Origin of the sequence: Rhizobium sp. CIAT894, from assembly GCF_000172795.2 — a bacterium.
GTDB lineage: Bacteria > Pseudomonadota > Alphaproteobacteria > Rhizobiales > Rhizobiaceae > Rhizobium.
This window is the reverse complement of sequence record NZ_CP020947.1, coordinates 1,923,013-1,942,185: the sequence shown is the minus strand read 5'-3', so window position 1 is coordinate 1,942,185 and position 19,173 is coordinate 1,923,013. Positions and strand designations below refer to the sequence as shown.

Sequence of the window (19,173 nt, the reverse complement as noted above, 5' to 3'; positions counted from 1 at the left end):
ATCGCGGCAAAGCGCGCGGGAACTCTCAACGAACACGCTGATCCCAGTCCATCCCGCGAGAAGACTGAGGAATGCTGGATTGACAGTCGTCGGCGGTGCGAGATTGTATGCAATCCTGCACCACCATCTCTGGACAATGCCCGCCAGACATACCGGGAAGATGAAACTCCATGACGATCTCCAGCGGTAACACTGATCGATCAACCCGGCTCTGCCGCGACGTGCTTTGCCTCGATGATTTTGAAATGAAGGCACGGCGACATCTGCCGAAGCCTCTGTTCGGTTATATCGCCGGCGCAACCGAGACCAATGCGTCGCTGCGCCATAACGCGGCGGCTTTCCAGGCCTATGCCTTCCGGCCCCGTGTCCTTCGGGACGTCTCGGGGCGCAGCACCGAGACGAGCCTCTTCGGCAAGACCCATGCCGTGCCGTTCGGCATCGCGCCGATGGGGATCAGCGCGTTGATGGCCTATCGAGGCGACATCGTGCTTGCGCAAGGAGCGGACCAATCGGGAATGCCGATGATCATCAGCGGTTCGTCACTCATCCCTCTGGAAGAGATCGCTGCGGTTTCGCCACAAGCCTGGTTTCAGGCCTATCTGCCCGGCGAACCCGACCGTATCGACGCTCTCGTCGATCGCGTCGCGGCGGCCGGCATCCGCACGCTTCTGCTGACCGTGGACACGGCGACGCTGCCAAATCGCGAAAACAATGTAAGGGCCGGGTTTTCGACCCCTTTGCGTCCCGGCCTCCGCCTGGCCTGGCAGGGCATTTCGCACCCGCGCTGGACAACCGGCACATTCCTGCGCACGATCGTCCGGCACGGCATTCCCCATTTTGAGAATTCCTATGCCACACGAGGCGCGCCGATCATCTCCTCGAACGTCACGCGTGATTTCGGCAGGCGTGACCATCTCAACTGGGAGCATCTGGAGCGGATACGCAAGAGGTGGTCAGGCACGCTCGTGGTCAAGGGGATCATGCATCCTGACGACGCGGCACGGGCTGTCGATACCGGGGCGGATGGCGTGATCGTCTCCAATCACGGCGGCCGCCAGCTCGACGGCACCGCATCTCCCCTTCAGGTGCTTCCGGAGATTGCGGCGCGTGTTGGAGACCGCACCGCCGTCATGGTCGACGGCGGCTTCAGGCGCGGAACGGATATCATGAAGGCCCTGGCGCTCGGAGCCTGTTTCGTGTTCGTCGGCAGGCCGTTCCTTTATGCTGCAGCCGTCGCGGGCCTACCTGGCGTGCTGAAGGCAGCGGATATCCTGAAGAGGGAACTGCATAGCAATATGGCTTTGCTCGGCGTCACCAAGGTGAGCGATATTTCTACTGACTACATCACCCGGGCATGAAGCCATCGGACGCCCGGCGGCAGACGGGATTGGTGATCGAATGACGGCCCCGTCCGGTCATCCGTAAAGCAGGAATTGCCCCTCCCTGACCCCTTCGAGCGATCCGATGACGATCACAGACTGCACCGACAACACAGCTCATTGCCGGCGACCCGGCACCGTCGCGTACCGACATTAAAACGACGAAGGCAATCATCGATGCCGCCAAGGCGTTCGATATTATCGTCCATGACCACGTCATTATCGGTTGGGCCGGCCATCTCAGACTGAAGGGGTTGAAGCTGATCCGAAAAGCACAGGGCGGGCTGAATCGGCGGCCGTAAAACAATCTGTAACATTGACCGGCTACCGATAGACGGGCGACATTTTGTGTCGCAAATGATTCCATTTCCAATCCGGGGCCAGATGATGCTTCAGTACGATCTTGTTGTGGTGGGCAGCGGCCCCGCAGGGCGCCGCGGCGCCATCCAGGCTGCAAAACTCGGCAAGAAAGTGCTTGTCATCGAGCAGGGAAAACGCGTCGGCGGCGTGTCCGTGCATACCGGCACCATCCCTTCCAAAACGCTGCGCGAGACCGCGCTCAATCTTTCCGGCTGGCGTGAACGCGGCTTTTACGGCCGGTCCTACCGCGTCAAGGAAGAGATCAGCGCAGACGATCTGCGCCGGCGCCTGCTGATTACCCTCAACCACGAGGTCGAGGTGCTGGAACACCAGTTCGCCCGCAACCGCGTGCAGCATATTCGCGGCAAGGCGAGCTTCATCGATGCGTCGACGCTGCAAGTGATCAAGGAAGACGGCGAGATTACGCAGGTCACCGCCGCCAGCGTGCTGCTTGCCGTCGGCACAAAGCCATTCCGCCCCGATTACATCCCCTTCGACGGCAAGACCGTTCTCGACAGCGACGAACTGCTCGATATCCAGGAGCTGCCGCGCTCGATGGTCGTCATCGGCGCCGGCGTTATCGGTATCGAATATGCGACGATCTTCAGCGCACTCGACACGGCCGTCACCGTCATCGACCCGAAGGCAACGATGCTCGACTTCATCGACAGGGAAATCGTCGAAGATTTCACCTACCAGCTGCGCGATCGCAACATGAAGCTGCTGCTCGGCCAAAAGGCCGACAAGGTAGAGACGTTGGAAGACGGCAAGGTCGAGCTGACGCTCGACAGCGGCAGGCGCCTGACCACGGACATGGTGCTTTTCGCCGCCGGCCGCATGGGGGCAACCGACGCACTGAACCTTCCGGCCATCGGCCTCGAAGCCGACAGCCGCGGCCGTCTCAAGGTCAATCCGGAAACCTTCCAGACATCGGTCTCCAACATCTACGCCGCCGGCGATGTCGTCGGCTTTCCGAGCCTTGCCTCGACCTCGATGGAACAGGGCCGCATCGCCGCCCGCGTCGCGATCGGCGCGGTTGCCAAGGAGCCGCCGAAATATTTCCCCTACGGCATCTATGCCGTGCCGGAGATTTCCACCTGCGGGCTGACCGAAGAAGAGATGAAGGAGCGCGGCATTGCCTATGAATGCGGCATCGCCCGCTTCCGCGAGACCTCGCGCGGTCATATCATGGGCCTCGACACCGGGCTATTGAAGCTGATCTTCTCGCTGAAGACACGGCGCCTGCTCGGCGTGCATATCGTCGGCGAAGGCGCTACCGAGCTGGTGCATATCGGCCAGGCGGTGCTCAACCTCAAAGGCACGGTCGAATATTTCGTCGAAAACACCTTCAACTATCCGACACTCGCCGAAGCCTACAAGATCGCCGGCCTCGACGCCTGGAATCGGATGGGCGACATCAAGTCGGAACTTTAAGCGCCTGGCGGCACGCCTGTCGTCTGGATGAGATCCGGCAGTCAAAACGGAGCCGAACGGCATTGCGCATCATTTCGCTGAACGCATGGGGCGGCAGGCTGCATGAGGCCCTGATCGGCTATGTCAGACAGGCCAATCCGGACGTGCTGTGCCTGCAGGAGGTGTTGCGGGCGCCGGGTGCGGATTGCGGATGGGCGATCTATCGGGATGCGGGGCTGGAACTGCCGCAGCGCGCCAATCTCTTTGCCGAGATCAGCGCCGCCCTGCCCGGCCACGACGGCTTCTTCTTCCCGACCTCAAGGGGCGAGTTGTTTAACGGTGAAACCGCCATTGCCGCCGAATTCGGACTGGCGACCTTCGTGCGCAAATCGCATTCGGTCATCGCCCAGGGGCTGGACTTCGTGCATGGCAGTTTTTCCGCCAATGGCTGGGGCGACCATCCGCGGCCGCGGAACGCCCATTGCATCCGTGTCTTCAGCCGTGAGCTCGCTTCCAGCCTGACCATCGCCCACATGCATGGCCTGCGTGATCCCGCCGGCAAGAGCGACACGGCGGCGCGTGAGGAGCAGGCCGCAGCGTTGGTTGCGCTTATCGAGCGCATCTGGCCGGGCAACGAAGGGCTCGTCGTCTGCGGCGATTTCAACATATTGCCTGACAGCGCGACCTTTCCGATTCTCGCCAGATTGGAACTTTCCGACCTTGTCACCGGCAACGGCCTTGTAGACACGCGCACCTCCTACTATCTGAAGCAGGGCCGCTTTGCGGACTACATGCTGGTGACGCCGGGAGTGAACATTGCCAGGTTCGAGGTGGTCGAGACACCCGAGGTCTCCGACCATCGCGCATTGCTGCTCGATATCGGGTAGTATATTGAGGAATTGCCGTGTGTAGCGTTTTGCGTGCAGCGCCGTTTTTTTACGCCTTAGTTTGACCGCCTGAATCGCATTGATACGTCTGACAGATGCCTTCAACTCCATTTTGCCTCCGGCAAAAGCTTCTGAAGAAAGATAGATACTCTTGTCCCATGTCTTGGAAGCTACGCGCCGACGTTTTCAGCTGATTCTGATCAAGCCGTCGCATTATGATGACGACGGCTATGTCATCCGCTGGTGGCGGGCGATGATTCCTTCCAATTCGCTTGCGGCTCTCTATGGCATCGCCGCCGAATGCGCCGAGCGCAAGGTGCTCGGGCCCGATACGGCGATCGACATCACCGTGATCGACGAGACCAATACGCGGATCGACTTCGCCGGACTGCTCGCGCAGTTCAAGCGCCACGACAATTTCGGCATGATCGCGCTCGTCGGCGTCCAGACCAACCAGTATCCGCGCGCCCTCGATATCGCCCGGCCCTTCCGCGATGCCGGCCTGCCGGTTTCGATCGGCGGCTTCCATGTTTCCGGGTGCTTGTCGATGCTGGATGGCAAGGCGGTCGGGCTCGACGCCTGCCGCGACATGGGCATCTCGATGTTCGCCGGCGAGGCCGAGGGCCGGCTGGAGATGGTGCTGCGCGACGCCGCCGCCGGCGAGCTGAAGCCGCTCTATAATTTCATGAACGACCTTCCGGGCATCGGCGGCACGCCGGTTCCCTTCCTGCCGAAGGACAATATCCAGCGCACGCTCGGGCTCAGCACCAGCTTCGACGCCGGACGCGGCTGTCCCTATCAATGCTCGTTCTGCACCATCATCAACGTGCAGGGACGCAAGTCGCGTTTCCGCTCGGCCGACGATGTCGAACGGCTGGTGCGGATGAACTGGGCGCAGGGCATCCATAAATTCTTCATCACCGACGACAATTTCGCCCGCAACAAGGATTGGGAAGCGATCTTCGACCGGCTGATCGAACTCAAGGAACGGGACGGCATTCCGCTCGGCCTGATGATCCAGGTCGACACGCTCTGCCACAAGATCCCGAACTTCATCGAGAAATCCCGGCGCGCCGGCGTCACCCGCGTGTTCATCGGCCTCGAAAACGTCAATCCGGACAATCTAACCGCCGCCAAGAAGAACCAGAACAAGATCACCGAATATCGCAAGATGCTGCTCGCCTGGAAGGCGCAGGGCATCATGACGCTCGCCGGTTATATTCTGGGCTTCCCGGCTGATACGCCGGAATCGATCCGCCGCGACATCGCGATCATTCAGGAAGAGCTGCCGCTCGACGTCATCGAATTCTTCATCCTGACGCCGCTGCCGGGCTCCGAGGACCATCAGGTGCTGTGGAAGAAGGGCGTCGAGATGGATGCCGATCTCAACATCTACGATGTCGAGCATGTCTGCACCGCGCATCCGAAGATGAGCAAGCAGCAATGGGAAGACATCTACCACGAGGCCTGGGCGCTCTATTACTCACCTGCCCACATGAAGACGCTGCTGCGCCGCGCTGTGGCGACCGGTGTGCCGCTTGCAAGGCTGGTCAAGGTCCTCGTCTCCTTCGCGACCACCGTACCGCTGGAAAACGTGCATCCGCTGCAGAGCGGCCTCTTGCGCCTGAAGACGCCGTCGGAGCGGCGCCCGGACCTGCCACGCGAACATCCGCTGGTCTTCTGGCCGCGTTTTGCCTGGGAAACTTTCCGCAAACATGCCTCGCTTGCCGGCACGATCATCGGCCTGACGATTTCAGCCTTCCTGATTTCACGGGATGCAAAGTCGAAGACCTATATGGATCAGGCCCTGACGCCCGTCGCCGACGACGAGGAAGAAACGCTCCACCTCTTCACCCAGACCGCCGGCGGCGCCGCGGCCGTCAGCCATGTCAGGAAAGTCGCGCAACTGACGGGACATTGAGCGGCAATTCTTGCTAAAGCCTGTCGCACGAATCACGTTCGATACGATACGCTTCAGCGGCTTGAGGTTTGAGCGACCTGGATTATCTCAGCCACTTGCAGCGTGTCGACGAATTCGACGATCTTGACCGGTTTCCCATCCCTGAAATGGATCTTGTCGACGAATTCCGTATGGAAGCTCACGCCCGATGGAATGTGCCTGACCTCACCTTCGCGATGGGCGAAGACCATATGCTCGTCCTCGTCCACATAAATGCCGGTTGTCTCGATCTTGGATAGATCCCACACAGTGATGAGCTGCTCTATCACCTGGCGAAAGGCAGGCCCGCCGGATTCAGTCGAAAGAGGCGCCATCTGTGCATTGCCGGCCATCCGGAAGGTGCAATCCTCCCCGAACAGAGCCAGCGTGCCCTCGATATCGCCGCGGCCACGCACAGCATAGATATCCTCTACCAGCTTCTTCATGTCGTTCTTTGCAGTCATTTTCAGGTCCCTCCACCCACCAGCAAATTTGCACCGAATTATACGTCAATGCAACTCGTTGTTGTTGCGGTTGATGCAGCTTCATAACGGAGAAGGCGCTTGAGAATGAACGGCCCTGGAGATAGCAAAAGGCCCCGCACGATGGCGGGGCCTTGCAGACTTCAGAACCGGGAAGCGATTATTCGGCGCTATCGTCAGCGGCCTTCTTCTTCGGTGCAGCCTTCTTCTTCGGTGCGGCTTCTTCGCCTTCACCGGCGTCGGCAGCTTCGGCCTTTGCGGCAGCCTTCTTCTTCGGCGCAGCCTTCTTGGTCTCGGCCTTTGCCTCGCCTTCTTCCTCGGCGAGCAGCTCTTCCTTCGTCACCTTCTTATCGGTGACGTCGATTTCGGTCAGCAGGTGATCGATGACCTTCTCTTCGAAGATCGGCGCACGGATCGAAGCGGCCGCACCCGGCTGGCTGCGGAAGAAATCGAGGATCTGCTTTTCCTGGCCAGGATACTGGCGCAGCTGTTCGAAGATGGCGCGCTGCATCTCGTCTTCGCTGACTTCGACGCCGGCCTTTTCGCCGATTTCGGAGAGAACGAGGCCGAGGCGGACACGACGCTCGGCGAGCGTCTTGTATTCCTCACGTGCCTTTTCTTCGGTCGTGTCTTCGTCCTCGAAGGTCTTGCCGGATTGAGCGAGGTCGTTGTTCACCTGGCTCCAGATGCCGTTATATTCGGCGTCGACCAGCGAGTTCGGGGTCTCGAACTTGTACATCTCGTCGAGCTGGTCGAGGATCTGGCGCTTCAGCTTCTGGCGGGTCAGCGAGCCGTACTGCGATTCGATCTGGCCGCGGACGATTTCCTTCAGGCGGTCGGCGGATTCGATGCCGAGCTTGGAGGCGAGTTCGTCGTTGATCTCGACGGCACCGGGGGCTGCAACATCCTTGACCGAGACGTCGAAGGTCGCTTCCTTGCCGGCGAGGTTCTTGGCCGGATAGTCGGCCGGGAAGGTCACGGTGATGGTCTTCTCATCGCCGGCCTTGACACCGACGAGCTGGTCTTCGAAGCCCGGAATGAAGCGGCCGGAGCCGAGCACCAGTTCGGCGCCCTGATCGGTGCCGCCTTCGAAGGCTTCGCCGTCGACCTTGCCGACGTAATCCATGGTGATGCGGTCGCCATTCGCGGACTTGCCGGTCTTGGTCTCATAAGCGCGGGCGCTTTCGGCGACCTTCAGGACCTGTTCGTTGACTTCGTCGTCCGAGATATCGATGACTTCGCGCGTGACCTTGATGCCCTTGGCCGACTTCAGTTCGATCGGCGGCAGCACTTCATAGGAGAGCGTGAATTCGAAGTCCTGCTCGGCGGCGAGGATCTTGTCGGCTTCGTCCTTGTCCTCGGTCATGGCGATTTCCGGCTGCGTAGCCGACTTTTCGCCGCGGCTGGAGAGGATGGCAGCCGGCTGTTCGCGGACGATCTCGTTGACGAGCTCGGCCATGATCGACTTGCCGTAAACCTTCTTCAGGTGAGCGGCGGGAACCTTGCCCGGACGGAAGCCGTTGATGCGGACCTTGTCCTTCACATCGGCAAGACGCGCATCCATCTTGTCCTGCATGTCCTTGGCCGGGATAACGACCTTGATTTCGCGCTTCAGCCCTTCAGCGAGCGTTTCGATAACCTGCATGTCTTCCTACCTTCATGTCGTGGCGGCCGTGCCCAGACGCCGTTCGTTTCGATGAGCACGACGCCGGCAGCGTGCCGCGCGTGGCTTTTCCCAATTCTGTCATTCCGCCCAAAAGAGGAACGGCGCTCGCTTCCGGGTATTCGGGACAACTATCTCAGTCTCCCGCTGCAAACAGCTTGGTGCGGGTAGAGAGACTTGAACTCCCACGCCTTGCGGCACCAGAACCTAAATCTGGCGTGTCTACCAATTTCACCATACCCGCGTTCACAAAACCGCATGCCTATGCCTGCGCATGAGGCCTTCCGGAGCGCGGCGTCTCTATATCACCCGATTTGGTCGAGGCAAAGGAAAAATGAACGGCAAATGACAGGGATTTGCGGCCCTCAAGCCGTCCTCTTGCGAAGTGCCGTCGGATCAGTAGAGCGGCTCTTCGTAAACCGGCTTGCCGTCGACGAGCAGGCTGCGGATCTGGGCGCTTCCGGCTTTCGAGACACGCACTGATATGGCGACGTTGCCGCCATTGCGGGCCTCCTCGATCGGCTTGCCCTCGCCTTCCGGAACATAGTAGCGCTCGATGCCGTATTCGACGCGAATGCTGTCGCCCGCGGCAAGCCCACCGCTGTAGAATGGCTGACTGCGCAGGACCACCGTCTCAGCCAGCGGCGGCAATTCACGAAAGGACGATTCGGTCACCGTCCAGAAATCGTCCGGCTGCTTCTTCAACCGAACCCACAATACGCGCTCGCCGGGCTCGGCCGGAATGCCGCCGGAAACCGTCTGCACCGGCACCGAGGAAATGTCATAGTTCAAGACGACATAATCGCCGCGCAGGAAATCGCGCGGATCGACAGGTGCGGTCTTCAGCAACACCTCGGCGCCATTCTCGAGGATCGATGCCCGGCTCTGGATGATCGTGCCGAGGATGAGGGTCTGCAGGCCGGCGACGATGATTGCCGAAAGCATATAGAACTTGCCGGATTGCAGTCTTGCCATCAACGAATTCATGCCCGCTCCCCCTGTGCACTCGCCGAAAACCGCCGCTCGAGACGGATGACGATCCAGGCGACAAACGCCACCACCAGACCGGAGAACAGGAAGAGGCTCGACGTGCCGAGGATGGAGCCGACGGTGACGGAGGCGAGATAGAGCATCTCCGCGGCAAAACTCGTATAGGCGAGATAACGCACCGCACCATTGTCCCTGCCGTGCAGAGCGATTGCCAGCACGGAAGCGGCGAGCGTCGCCAGCCCGAGCACCACCAGCCGCCAGCCATCCTCGATCTCGATATGCAGCAAGAGGAAGCCGATCGCCGCGACGAGGAAGCTGTAGAAGGCCGGGGCAGCACCAGCGGTCCTGACCAGGGAAGCGATGCGCGCAAGCGGCAACGCCGTCAGGACGACGGCCGCCATGCCACCGACCGCGAAGGCGAGCGCAACAGCGATCTCCTCATGAAGAGTATAGAGCCAGGTGAGCCAGCCGATCAAAAGCAGATAGGCGAGATGGCGGGCCCGCTCGGCGCCGGTATAGCGCACCAGGGCGATGGTGATCGCCGCCATGACGGGCGCCATCCAGGGATCGAGGCCGATCCAGTGCGAGTCGTAATTCTGGAGATAGACAGCAAAGGACGCCCAGGAGAGAAAGCCGGCGACAACGGTCACTGCGCCCGAACGGAACAGGATTGCCGAGATGGTGGCAATGGCGAACCAGAGATACATCACCGTCTGCTCGTCGCCGGAGAGATGATACATCTGCCCGACCAACGAGATGGCGCCGCCGAAACTCATCGCGCCGATGACCAGCAAGCCGCCTGCGGCCGCTGTCGCACCGCGGGCGAGCATCCGGGCGGCGCCGATGTGCACCACCCAGATCAGCGCCAGGATGACGCCGACGCGGACAAGGCGCGGGATGGCCTCCCAGTTGGAGGCAACGACCAGCAGAATGGCGGCGGCAAGCAGCACCGCCGCCAGCGCCATCAGCACCCTGCCGAGGCTGAAGCTCGCCGGGCGACTGTCATATTCGGCGAGAAGCGTGGCCGCCGTTTCCTGGCCCAGCAGACCCTTGCCCACCCAAAGCGAGAGATCCCGCTCCAATCTGCCGCGATACATGCTCCACCCCTTGCGTTCGCGACGCCGACTGCGGCGCTGCGGCTCATGCCGTTATAGCCGCAGCACGGGTGTTCGCAAACGCTGTTGCGACAAATATACAAGTTCCTCACTGGTCGAACTTGTACCGGGTGTTAACCGGCCGCTAACGCCGGAAGCGCATATATAAGCATATGGACGGAGAGGCATGCGCATTTTGCATACCCCTCATGAAATTATTGCACTGCAAAATTTCAAATAGTCATACTATTTGTATCTTCATCGAAGCACGGGGATGGCGCCCCGGCCCGGCTCAGCCGGATGCCCGCGGATCCTTTGTCCGTGACGAGATTCGCAGCTGCGCACTCCTCCTCCCAGCGCGCTGCGATAGGCTGGCAACAATCCTCCTCCCAGTTGCCAGTCACCATAATGCGCCCGCCGGATCCTCCCCCGGCGGGCGTTTTTGCTCGGCAAAAACCAAATTAAATCATTGGCGGATCGAGGATTTCCGTCGCATGGCACCAGCCCGCCACGTTGTGGTCACACCCAGCCTACCAAGGCCGCCCACAAATGGGCAGCTTGCGATCCAACACGGAGCACCCACCCTGCAGCGGATGGAGGGGTGCATTCGCCCACGGCGCAGCGTTTTTCGGCAGCAGCGCCCGCTCGACAGTCTCGAACCGGGTTGGTTTCGCCGGCGCCATTCTGCCTATTCGTTGACCAAAAAATGGTAAGTCTGCGTCACACATCCCATGAGCATTGCGAATACCGCATAGGTGATCTGAAAACTTGGCTGTTTTAGTCTTTCGCGGCGCAACATATATTCCGGTCATCAAATAGAGGTCAGCGCCGATCGGTGGCTGCTGGCAGATGAAACCCTCGGAAAGGGGCTTACCATGAACTTCTCTCGCTCTTTCAACAATTGGCGCAAGTATCGTCAGACCGTCACGGAACTCGGCCGCATGACCAACCGCGAATTGCATGACCTCGGCATCGACCGTTCGGACATCCATCGCGTTGCCCGTGAGGCTTCTTCCCGCTAATTCCAGGCGATCCGCTGCTCCTCCCAAGCAGGATCGTTCTCGGTTGAAACGCCCGCTGTACCCACAGCGGGCGTTTTCTTTTGTCTTCATGCAACCGCCGCGGCAGTTGCATGTTTTTCCCGGTCGTTAGCCCGCTTAAAAAATATTCACCGCTTAATTGACGAGCATCACACTGCACAATTGCATGGCAGACGCCAATTATTTGCACTGCACAATAAGACGGAGATCGCCTATATAAACATCAACCGCAGAGAGATAGGCGATCCCGCCATCCAGCGGACATTTGTTTGAGGAAAAAGACAATGAACCCGATCCGCATTGCAAAAAGCTGGCTCAGCTACCGCCGTACGCTCAACGAACTAGGCGGCCTTTCGAACCAGACCCTGTCCGATATCGGCGTCAGCCGTTACGACATCCGCAATATCGCATCCCGCTCGTTTCGCTAATTAGCCGGCCGTTAACGGCCCGCTAGTAGCGAGCGTGATGCTCCCAAGACGGCGCCGCAGGGCGCCGTTTTTGATTCCGGGGTGTTGGATCGCACCTGCCGACATGATATCAGCCCGGGATGAACACGATCTCTTCCTATTCCCCCATCCACGTCGTCGGCGGCGGGCTTGCCGGCTCGGAAGCCGCCTGGCAGATCGCCAATTCCGGCGTTCCCGTCATCCTGCATGAAATGCGCGGGGTACGCGGCACGGATGCACATAAAACAGACGGCCTTGCCGAACTGGTCTGCTCCAATTCCTTCCGTTCCGACGATGCCACCAGCAATGCCGTCGGCGTCATCCATGCCGAGATGCGCATGGCCGGCTCGCTGATCATGGCCACTGCCGATCGGCATCAGGTGCCGGCCGGCGGCGCGCTCGCCGTCGATCGCGATGGCTTCTCCGAGGCGGTGACCAGAGCGATCCACGACCACCCGCTCATCACGGTCGTGCGCGAAGAGGTTACCGGCCTGCCGCCGCGGGACTGGGATCTTGCCATCGTCGCCACCGGACCGCTGACGGCGCCGTCGCTTGCCAGCGCCATCCAGGCGCAAACCGGCGAAGATTCGCTCGCCTTCTTCGACGCCATTGCGCCGATCGTCTACCGCGAGAGCATCGACATGGATATCTGCTGGTATCAGTCTCGCTACGACAAGGTCGGTCCTGGCGGCACCGGCAAGGATTACATCAACTGCCCGATGGACGAGGCGCAATACAATGCCTTCGTCGACGCGCTGATAGCGGGCGACACGGTCGGTTTCAAGGAATGGGAAGGCACGCCCTATTTCGACGGCTGCCTGCCGATCGAGGTGATGGCCGAACGCGGCCGCGAGACGCTGCGCCACGGGCCGATGAAGCCGATGGGGCTGACCAACGCGCATAACCCGACGGTGAAAGCCTATGCCGTCGTGCAACTACGCCAGGACAATGCGCTCGGCACGCTCTACAATATGGTCGGCTTTCAGACGAAGCTGAAATATGGCGCGCAGTCGGAAATCTTCCGGATGATCCCGGGTCTGGAAAATGCGGAATTTGCCCGTCTCGGCGGTCTGCACCGCAACACCTACATCAACTCTCCCACCCTGCTCGACCCGTCGCTAACGTTGAAATCTCGGCCCGGCCTGCGTTTCGCCGGCCAGATCACCGGCTGCGAGGGATATGTGGAAAGCGCCAGCGTCGGGCTGATGGCCGGGCGTTTCGCTGCCGCCGAACGCAAGGGTGAAGCCATCTCGCTGCCGCCGGCGACGACGGCGCTCGGCTCGCTGCTCGGTCATATCACCGGCGGCCATATCGTCACCGACGAGGAGCCGGGCAAGAGGTCGTTCCAGCCGATGAACATCAATTTCGGGCTGTTTCCGGAGCTCGAGCCGGGTTCGATCGTCAAGCCAGAAGGCGTCAAGCGTTTCCGCGGCAAGGACAAGACGATCATGAAACGGCAGCTGATTGCACGCCGCGCATTGGCAGACTGCGCCGCCTGGCTTGGGCAGACTTGAACATTTGCCGAAAGCGCCTGGATAATTCCTTAAATCGGATCCGATTTAGGGGTAAGACTATGCGGCAGTGTAGCGCTTACTGTTTGTTCGCCGCCGAAATATTATCGGTTGGCAGGTCCTTATCCGGCTCGGCGATATAGTTGCCGAGCAGCCAGAGCGCGACTTCCGACGCCTCCTTGGCGGAAGCGAATTCGAAATCGCCGTTATGATGCGGCGCATCCAGGAACTCGATCACCAGTCCCCTGCCCGTTTGCGAACTGACGACGCGCACGCGGCCCGGCTCGATGAGATGGCAGGCGAAGTGACGCGACATGTTGCGCATGACGCCGGCCTTGTTGTCGTGCAGGCGCACGAAGACGGCCTGGCCGTTTTCCGTCGCCTGCAACTGGCGAATCGCCTCGTTCGGAAAGGCGCGGCCGAACTCGATGATGGCGAGACCCGTGTCATGCAGGCCGTCTTCCTTGTTCTGCGCAGCCATGCGCGTCGCTGCAAAGGCAAAGAAGATGACGATGGCGAAAAGAACGCACCAGACGATAATGCCCACGCCCGAGTCTCCGTTCAAAAAGGGTAGCGGTTCAAGGCTTGTAACGCCTGAGACTTGCGCGAGTTTGACCGGCGTCAGATTTTTCTGCGCGTTGCCGCCCATCCCATCTGCAGCTGGCGGCGCCATTGCGGCGGCTGCAGCGGCCGGTCGAACAGCAGGACGCCGCGCTTCTGAGCTCTGACGAGCACCGGTTCGGCAAGCGTCGCCGGCAGAAAGGCCGGAAAGACGGCGGGCGCAATCGGTCCGGCCGCCCTCGCCTTTGCCAGATGTTCGCGACCAAGGCCGGCGAAGGCTTCGATGGCGGCAGAAATGCGCGGCCGATCTTCGCCGGCAAGGAAGACATCACGGTCGAGACCGGTGGCGGAAAGGATCTGTAGCGGAATATAGACTTGGCCGCGGCGGCGATGCAACGGCATCAGCAGCAACAGGCCGGCAACCGCCTGGGCAACACCGGCATGGCCGGCCACATCAGCCGATCGTGCCGCCTCTTCCGGCGAAAGCACGAGGCTTGCAAGCTGAATCAGGGCTGATGCCGTCTCGCCGGCATAACCTTCGAGCGACAGACGCGTTTCCATCGGATCGTCATAAAGGTCGAAGGTGCGGGCCTCGATCATGTCGATCAGCGTCCGGCGCGGCAGGCGGTGCGTCTCGATCGCCGTCAGAAGTGCCGCGGCGACGGGGTTGGCGGCTGTCGAACCATGCGCGCTGCCTTCCAGCAGGTCGCGCCAATATTGCAGCCTGACCTCGCCGGGCAACGGCTCGTGCACGAGATCACGAATGCGGGCAAGCTCGGCATTGAAGGCATACAGGGCCGCAAGCGCGCCGCGCTTTTCCTCCGGCGACAGCAGACATGCAAGGTAACGGTCGCGATCGCTGTCGCGCAGCATCGCCAGGCAGATCTCCTGGTTCTTCGCCATAGTCGCTTCAGCCATCGTCAGACCGCGATCAATGCCGCAGCGACGGCGCGCTGCTCGGCAAGCATGATATTGAAGGTGCGCACCGCTGCCCCGGTATTCATCGGATCGGAGGCAATGCCGCGCGCCTTCAGCGCCTGCTTCAATTCCTCCGGCAGGCGGCGAAGCTCGGTTCCGGTGCCGACGAGCAGAACCTCGATATCGGCAGCCTCATCCAGCACCCGGCGGAAATTTTCGGGCGACAGCGGTTTCGACATGTCCATGTCCCAGCCATGAATGCCGGAAGGCAGGCAAAGGATCGAGCCGCGATGCGACATATCGGCAAAGCGGAAGCCGCCATTGCCGTAAGTATCGATCGGCGCGCGCCCGGGGAAGTGGGCAGCGCGGATTTCTATGCCTTTTGCCATGTTTTCAAACCACCGTGCCGGATTTTACACCGGCATCCGTTTTGTTGCTCTCTTCCCCGTCGGGGCTCTCCGGCCGCAGCCGGAAGACGATCAGCACAGGAGCTGCGATATAGATCGAAGAGAAGGTGCCGAGAGCGACGCCGAAGAGCATCGTAAAGGTGAAGGAGCGGATGACTTCGCCCCCAAAAAGATAGAGCGCGAGCAAGGCGAGCAGCGTCGTCGCGGCGGTCAGAATAGTGCGCGACAGCGTCTGATTGATCGAAGCATCGATCAGGATCGGCAGCGGCATCTTCCGGTATCGCTTCAGATTCTCGCGCATTCGGTCATAGACCACCACCGTGTCGTTCAGCGAATAGCCGACGATGGTCAGTACGGCGGCTATGCTCGTCAGGTTGAACTCGATGCCGGTCAGCACGAAGAGACCGAGCATGATGATGACGTCGTGCAGCGTGGCAATGATGGCGCCGACGGCAAACTGCCATTCGAAGCGGATCCAGATATAGATGAGGATCGCCACAAGTGCCGCCAGCACGCCGAGCGTCGCCATCATCGTCAATTCGCCCGATATGGCGGGGCCGACGACCTCGACGCGGCGAAAATCATAATCCTCCTGGAGCTCGCCGCGCACCAGCGTCGCCGCCGACTGCTCGGCATTCTCGCCGCCGCCTTGGGAGGCGATGCGGATCCGCGCATTCGACGGGCCGCCGGTGCGCTCGACGCTGACCTCGCCGAGATTGAGATCGTTGAGGCGCGATTGGAGATCGGCAATATCGGCATTGCCCTGCTTTGCCGTCACCTCGATAAGCGAGCCGCCGGTGAAATCGATGCCGAGATGCAGTCCGACGGTGGCAAAGGCCGCCATGGCGATCAGGGAGATGACAGCCGATGTCGTAAAGACATAGCGGCGGATGCCCATGAAGCGGATATTGGCGTGTTCGAACAGATGCGTCAGGACGCTCTTCGGCAAATGCCGGGGATGGCGCCCCCCCAGCCAGACGGCGACGATCGAGCGTGTCAGCGTGAACGCCGTAAAGACGGTTGTCAGAATGCCGACCGCCAGCGTCACGGCGAAACCGCGGATGGATTCGCTGCCGAGGAAGAAGAGGATGACGGCGGCGATGAAGATCGTGACATTCGCGTCGACGATCGTTGCGAATGCGCGCGAGAAACCGCGGCCGACCGCCTCCGCAAAGGAATGGGCGGTTTTCTCCTCTTCGCGGATGCGCTCGTAGATCAGCACGTTGGAATCGACCGCCATGCCGACGATGAGCACGATGCCGGCAATCCCGGGCAAGGTGAGCGTCGCGCCGGCAAGGCTGAGCACCGCGACGATGAGGATCAGGTTGAAGAAGAGCGAGACGACGGCGATGGCGCCGAGGGTGCGGTAGAGCGCGATCATCAGTGCTGCCACCAGCACGACGGCGACAAGGCCGGCAATGAGACCGGAGAAGATCGATTCGGCGCCGAAACCCGGGCTGACGCTGCGCTCCTCGACGCTCGTCAGCGTCGCCGGCAAAGCACCGGCACGCAGCATCACCGCAAGATCGCGAACCCCGTCCTCGGAGAAGTTGGCCGAAATGCGCCCCTCGCCGCCGGTGATCGGCGCCTCGATGACAGGCGCCGACATCACCTGGTCGTCGAAGACGATGGCAAGGTGTTTGCCGACATTCCGGCCCGTCGCCTCAGCCAGCCGCGCTGTGCCCTCCGCATCGAGACGATACTCGATCGACGCGTCCTGCGTCTGCGGGTCGATGAGCGGCTCGATATGCACCATGTTGCCGGCCGTGGCGAAAGCCGTACGGTCGACGAGATAGGGAACCGGCGGATCGTCCAGCGAATAGAGCACCTCGGATGTCACCGGCCAGCGGCCGTTCAACGCCTCCTGCCCCGACATGCTTTCGTCGATCAGATGAAAGGAAAGCTTGGCCGGCTGGTTCAGGAGGTTTTTCAGCCGCTCGGCATCGACCGATCCCAGCACCTGTACGACGATCCGGTCGGCGCCATCGGGACGGACGAGGAAATTGTCGTAGCCGAACCCCGCGATGCGGCGGCTGACGATATCGAGCGACCTGGTCTGGGCGGAGGCGACGTCAGCAGTTATGCCGGCGTCGGAAATCTGCAGCGAGAGCTGCCCTTCCGCGCCCTGCTGCAGCGCGACCTCAGGTCCCGAACGCCCGTCAGGTGCCGTCAGAGGCTTCAGGAGATCGACCGCTTTCTGCGTCTCGGCCGGATCGGTGATCCGCACCGTGACGATCTGGTCGTTGCCGGTCAGCCCGGTATAGCGGATTCCGGCGCCACGCAGCGCATTGCGCACATTGGCGACGACTTCTTCCAGCCGGTCCTTGACGATATCGGAGCGTTCGAGCTTCAGAACGACATGCGAGCCGCCCTGCAGATCGAGGCCGAGCGTCATGCGGTCGTGCCGCAGCCAGCCGGGCAGCGAGGCGCGCTGCGCCTCGCTCAGCAGATTGGGTGCAGCAATGACGATGGCCGCAAACGCGGCCAGCCAGATCAGAAGTGTTTTCCAGCGGGAAAAATGCAACATTCTCTCGACGATCTTCCGATCCGGCGGCTGTCCTGCCGTTATCGCTTGTTACGCTGCGTCGGCCTTGACTGGTTCACCCTTGACGCGAACGTCCGAAATGCCGCTGCGGACGATGCGAACGCGAACGCCGTCGGCGATCTCGACTTCGACTTCCTTGTCGTCGACGACCTTGGTGACTTTGCCGACGAGACCACCACCGGTGACGACCTGGTCGCCGCGGCGGATTGCCTTCAGGGTTTCCTCACGCTTTTTTGCCTGTGCTCGCTGCGGACGGATCAGCAGGAAGTACCAGACGACCATCAGCGGCACGAACAGGATGATCATTTCGAAACCAGAGCCGCCGAAACCGGTTGCGGTGTCGGTCGCGCTCTGGGCGAATGCCGGGGTGATGAACATGCTAAACTCCTCAGGCTTGGCGGCGGAACTCCGCCTCTTTTTCAGGTTGCCGGACTATAATTGCCGCTTCGATGAATGCAACAGAAACAGCCGGAAACAGTACCGATTCCGCTGCCTCATAACCTTTCCGCCGACAAAACGCCATGGTACCCCGCAGCGAAACACAGGAGGCCTGCGATGACCGAGGAAATCAACACCGCCCTGCTTGCCGAACTGAAGCGGCTCGCCGATGCCGTTCAGCGCCTTGCCGGGCCGGCGCCTGCCGTCAACGACTGGGATGCGGCGGACTGTTTCGTCTGGGCGCCGATGCGCCAGCACCTGCAACCTGTGAAAAAGCCGAACCGGGTGGCGCTGAAGCTCATCCGCGGTGTCGATCACGTGCGCGATATCCTGCATGAAAATACGGTGCGTTTCGCCGAGGGTTATGCCGCCAACAATGTGCTGCTCTGGGGCGCACGCGGCATGGGCAAATCCTCGCTTGTTAAGGCCGTGCACGAGGATGTCCGGGGTGAAAGCGGCGTCGCGCTGAAGCTGGTCGAAGTCCATCGCGAGGATATTGCGAGCCTCCCCACCCTGCTCGATCTTCTGAAGGACACGCCCTACCGCGTCATCGTCTTCTGCGACGACCTCTCCTTCGACCACGACGACACCGCCTACAAGTCGCTGAAGGCGGCACTCGACGGCGGCGTCGAGGGGCGGCCGGACAATGTCCTCTTCTATGCCACATCCAACCGGCGCCATCTCCTGCCGCGCCATATGATGGAAAACGAGCAGTCGACGGCGATCAATCCGTCTGAGGCGGTCGAAGAGAAGGTTTCGCTATCCGACCGATTCGGCCTTTGGCTCGGCTTCCACAAATGCAGCCAGGAAGACTATCTCGGCATGATCGACGGCTATGCCGATCACTTCAAGCTCGGGCTCGAACGCGACAGGATGCATGCCGAGGCGCTGGAATGGGCGACGACGCGCGGCGCGCGCTCCGGCCGCGTCGCCTGGCAATATATTCAGGATCTTGCCGGACGCATGCGCGTTCACATCGACAGGGCCTGAAAGCCAAAGCGCGCCGCGTGAACCAGGTTCGGTGCGACGCGCTTTAGCCGGGTTCAAGGCCTCGGGCATTGCAAGCAACACCCGAAGGCCGGAATGATCAGCGTTTATCC

General features: G+C 61.1%; 17 protein-coding genes, 1 tRNA gene and 1 pseudogene. 9 read left to right on the top strand and 10 right to left on the bottom strand.

Going from position 1 to position 19,173, the window contains the following annotated elements; genetic code table 11:
- Positions 1 to 170 precede the first annotated feature (170 nt).
- The 5 genes and pseudogenes from RHEC894_RS09625 to RHEC894_RS09605 all read left to right on the top strand — a co-directional run bounded on the left by RHEC894_RS09625 (position 171) and on the right by RHEC894_RS09605 (position 5,960).
- Positions 171 to 1,358, top strand: a complete 1,188-nt coding sequence (locus tag RHEC894_RS09625; protein WP_085737093.1) for an alpha-hydroxy acid oxidase — start codon at positions 171 to 173, stop codon at positions 1,356 to 1,358.
- A 143-nt stretch (positions 1,359 to 1,501) separates the two neighbouring features.
- Positions 1,502 to 1,681 (top strand): annotated as a pseudogene (locus RHEC894_RS09620) (JAB domain-containing protein); the annotation flags it as partial.
- Between the two features lie 85 nt (positions 1,682 to 1,766).
- Positions 1,767 to 3,173, top strand: a complete 1,407-nt coding sequence (gene sthA, locus RHEC894_RS09615; protein ID WP_085738923.1) for a Si-specific NAD(P)(+) transhydrogenase — start codon at positions 1,767 to 1,769, stop codon at positions 3,171 to 3,173.
- A gap of 62 nt (positions 3,174 to 3,235) precedes the next feature.
- Positions 3,236 to 4,039, top strand: a complete 804-nt coding sequence (locus tag RHEC894_RS09610; protein ID WP_085737092.1) for an endonuclease/exonuclease/phosphatase family protein — start codon at positions 3,236 to 3,238, stop codon at positions 4,037 to 4,039.
- A gap of 151 nt (positions 4,040 to 4,190) precedes the next feature.
- On the top strand, positions 4,191 to 5,960 hold the full coding sequence (locus tag RHEC894_RS09605) for a radical SAM protein (RefSeq protein ID WP_085737091.1): 1,770 nt from the start codon (positions 4,191 to 4,193) through the stop codon (positions 5,958 to 5,960).
- A 53-nt stretch (positions 5,961 to 6,013) separates the two neighbouring features.
- On the opposite strand, the gene RHEC894_RS09600 is transcribed toward RHEC894_RS09605, so the two are convergent.
- The 5 genes from RHEC894_RS09600 to RHEC894_RS09580 all read right to left on the bottom strand — a co-directional run bounded on the left by RHEC894_RS09600 (position 6,014) and on the right by RHEC894_RS09580 (position 10,210).
- The gene (locus RHEC894_RS09600) at positions 6,014 to 6,442 is read right to left on the bottom strand and encodes a nuclear transport factor 2 family protein (protein WP_010066844.1); all 429 of its coding nucleotides are present in this window, start codon (positions 6,440 to 6,442) and stop codon (positions 6,014 to 6,016) included.
- A 178-nt stretch (positions 6,443 to 6,620) separates the two neighbouring features.
- The gene (gene tig / locus RHEC894_RS09595; protein ID WP_085737090.1) at positions 6,621 to 8,105 is read right to left on the bottom strand and encodes a trigger factor; all 1,485 of its coding nucleotides are present in this window, start codon (positions 8,103 to 8,105) and stop codon (positions 6,621 to 6,623) included.
- 177 nt (positions 8,106 to 8,282) lie between these two features.
- Positions 8,283 to 8,367 (bottom strand) — tRNA-Leu (locus tag RHEC894_RS09590).
- 152 nt (positions 8,368 to 8,519) lie between these two features.
- Positions 8,520 to 9,110: a GDYXXLXY domain-containing protein gene (locus RHEC894_RS09585; RefSeq protein WP_085737089.1), complete on the bottom strand. Its 591-nt coding sequence runs from the start codon at positions 9,108 to 9,110 to the stop codon at positions 8,520 to 8,522.
- Positions 9,107 to 10,210 carry a DUF2157 domain-containing protein gene (locus RHEC894_RS09580; protein WP_085737088.1) on the bottom strand — a complete coding sequence of 368 codons (1,104 nt, stop codon included), beginning with the start codon at positions 10,208 to 10,210 and terminating at the stop codon, positions 9,107 to 9,109. The genes RHEC894_RS09585 and RHEC894_RS09580 overlap by 4 nt, the downstream gene beginning before the upstream one ends.
- 872 nt (positions 10,211 to 11,082) lie before the next feature.
- Between RHEC894_RS09580 and RHEC894_RS09575 the strand changes: the two genes are divergently transcribed.
- The 3 genes from RHEC894_RS09575 to trmFO all read left to right on the top strand — a co-directional run bounded on the left by RHEC894_RS09575 (position 11,083) and on the right by trmFO (position 13,207).
- Positions 11,083 to 11,229 carry a DUF1127 domain-containing protein gene (locus tag RHEC894_RS09575; RefSeq protein ID WP_010067591.1) on the top strand — a complete coding sequence of 49 codons (147 nt, stop codon included), beginning with the start codon at positions 11,083 to 11,085 and terminating at the stop codon, positions 11,227 to 11,229.
- A 302-nt stretch (positions 11,230 to 11,531) separates the two neighbouring features.
- Entirely contained in the window at positions 11,532 to 11,675 is a 144-nt protein-coding gene (locus RHEC894_RS09570; protein WP_003573524.1) for a DUF1127 domain-containing protein, read from the top strand.
- Positions 11,676 to 11,794: 119 nt separating this feature from the next.
- Entirely contained in the window at positions 11,795 to 13,207 is a 1,413-nt protein-coding gene (trmFO, locus tag RHEC894_RS09565) for a methylenetetrahydrofolate--tRNA-(uracil(54)-C(5))-methyltransferase (FADH(2)-oxidizing) TrmFO (protein WP_085737087.1), read from the top strand.
- Between the two features lie 76 nt (positions 13,208 to 13,283).
- On the opposite strand, the gene RHEC894_RS09560 is transcribed toward trmFO, so the two are convergent.
- The 5 genes from RHEC894_RS09560 to yajC form a co-directional block, all read right to left on the bottom strand.
- Positions 13,284 to 13,751 (bottom strand): hypothetical protein, encoded by a 468-nt coding sequence (locus RHEC894_RS09560; protein WP_085738922.1) that lies wholly within the window; start codon positions 13,749 to 13,751, stop codon positions 13,284 to 13,286.
- A gap of 74 nt (positions 13,752 to 13,825) precedes the next feature.
- Positions 13,826 to 14,683, bottom strand: coding sequence for a phytoene/squalene synthase family protein (locus tag RHEC894_RS09555; RefSeq protein ID WP_085737086.1), 858 nt, complete (start codon positions 14,681 to 14,683; stop codon positions 13,826 to 13,828).
- Positions 14,684 to 14,685: 2 nt separating this feature from the next.
- Positions 14,686 to 15,072 (bottom strand): Mth938-like domain-containing protein, encoded by a 387-nt coding sequence (locus RHEC894_RS09550; RefSeq protein ID WP_010068245.1) that lies wholly within the window; start codon positions 15,070 to 15,072, stop codon positions 14,686 to 14,688.
- A gap of 4 nt (positions 15,073 to 15,076) precedes the next feature.
- On the bottom strand, positions 15,077 to 17,617 hold the full coding sequence (gene secDF / locus RHEC894_RS09545) for a protein translocase subunit SecDF (RefSeq protein ID WP_085737085.1): 2,541 nt from the start codon (positions 17,615 to 17,617) through the stop codon (positions 15,077 to 15,079).
- 48 nt (positions 17,618 to 17,665) lie between these two features.
- Positions 17,666 to 18,013, bottom strand: coding sequence for a preprotein translocase subunit YajC (gene yajC, locus RHEC894_RS09540; RefSeq protein WP_085737084.1), 348 nt, complete (start codon positions 18,011 to 18,013; stop codon positions 17,666 to 17,668).
- 177 nt (positions 18,014 to 18,190) lie between these two features.
- On the opposite strand from yajC, the gene RHEC894_RS09535 reads away from it, so the two are divergent.
- Positions 18,191 to 19,063 (top strand): ATP-binding protein, encoded by an 873-nt coding sequence (locus RHEC894_RS09535; RefSeq protein ID WP_085737083.1) that lies wholly within the window; start codon positions 18,191 to 18,193, stop codon positions 19,061 to 19,063.
- The last annotated feature ends 110 nt before the right edge of the window (positions 19,064 to 19,173 follow it).

Coding starts and splice junctions, on each gene's coding strand:
- RHEC894_RS09625 (WP_085737093.1), top strand. CDS start 171: ATGACGATCTCCAGCGGTAACACTGATCGATCAACCCGGCTCTGCCGC.
- sthA (WP_085738923.1), top strand. CDS start 1,767: ATGCTTCAGTACGATCTTGTTGTGGTGGGCAGCGGCCCCGCAGGGCGC.
- RHEC894_RS09600 (WP_010066844.1), bottom strand. CDS start 6,442: ATGACTGCAAAGAACGACATGAAGAAGCTGGTAGAGGATATCTATGCT.
- tig (WP_085737090.1), bottom strand. CDS start 8,105: ATGCAGGTTATCGAAACGCTCGCTGAAGGGCTGAAGCGCGAAATCAAG.
- RHEC894_RS09585 (WP_085737089.1), bottom strand. CDS start 9,110: ATGAATTCGTTGATGGCAAGACTGCAATCCGGCAAGTTCTATATGCTT.
- RHEC894_RS09580 (WP_085737088.1), bottom strand. CDS start 10,210: ATGTATCGCGGCAGATTGGAGCGGGATCTCTCGCTTTGGGTGGGCAAG.
- RHEC894_RS09575 (WP_010067591.1), top strand. CDS start 11,083: ATGAACTTCTCTCGCTCTTTCAACAATTGGCGCAAGTATCGTCAGACC.
- RHEC894_RS09570 (WP_003573524.1), top strand. CDS start 11,532: ATGAACCCGATCCGCATTGCAAAAAGCTGGCTCAGCTACCGCCGTACG.
- trmFO (WP_085737087.1), top strand. CDS start 11,795: ATGAACACGATCTCTTCCTATTCCCCCATCCACGTCGTCGGCGGCGGG.
- RHEC894_RS09555 (WP_085737086.1), bottom strand. CDS start 14,683: ATGGCTGAAGCGACTATGGCGAAGAACCAGGAGATCTGCCTGGCGATG.
- RHEC894_RS09550 (WP_010068245.1), bottom strand. CDS start 15,072: ATGGCAAAAGGCATAGAAATCCGCGCTGCCCACTTCCCCGGGCGCGCG.
- secDF (WP_085737085.1), bottom strand. CDS start 17,617: ATGTTGCATTTTTCCCGCTGGAAAACACTTCTGATCTGGCTGGCCGCG.
- yajC (WP_085737084.1), bottom strand. CDS start 18,013: ATGTTCATCACCCCGGCATTCGCCCAGAGCGCGACCGACACCGCAACC.
- RHEC894_RS09535 (WP_085737083.1), top strand. CDS start 18,191: ATGACCGAGGAAATCAACACCGCCCTGCTTGCCGAACTGAAGCGGCTC.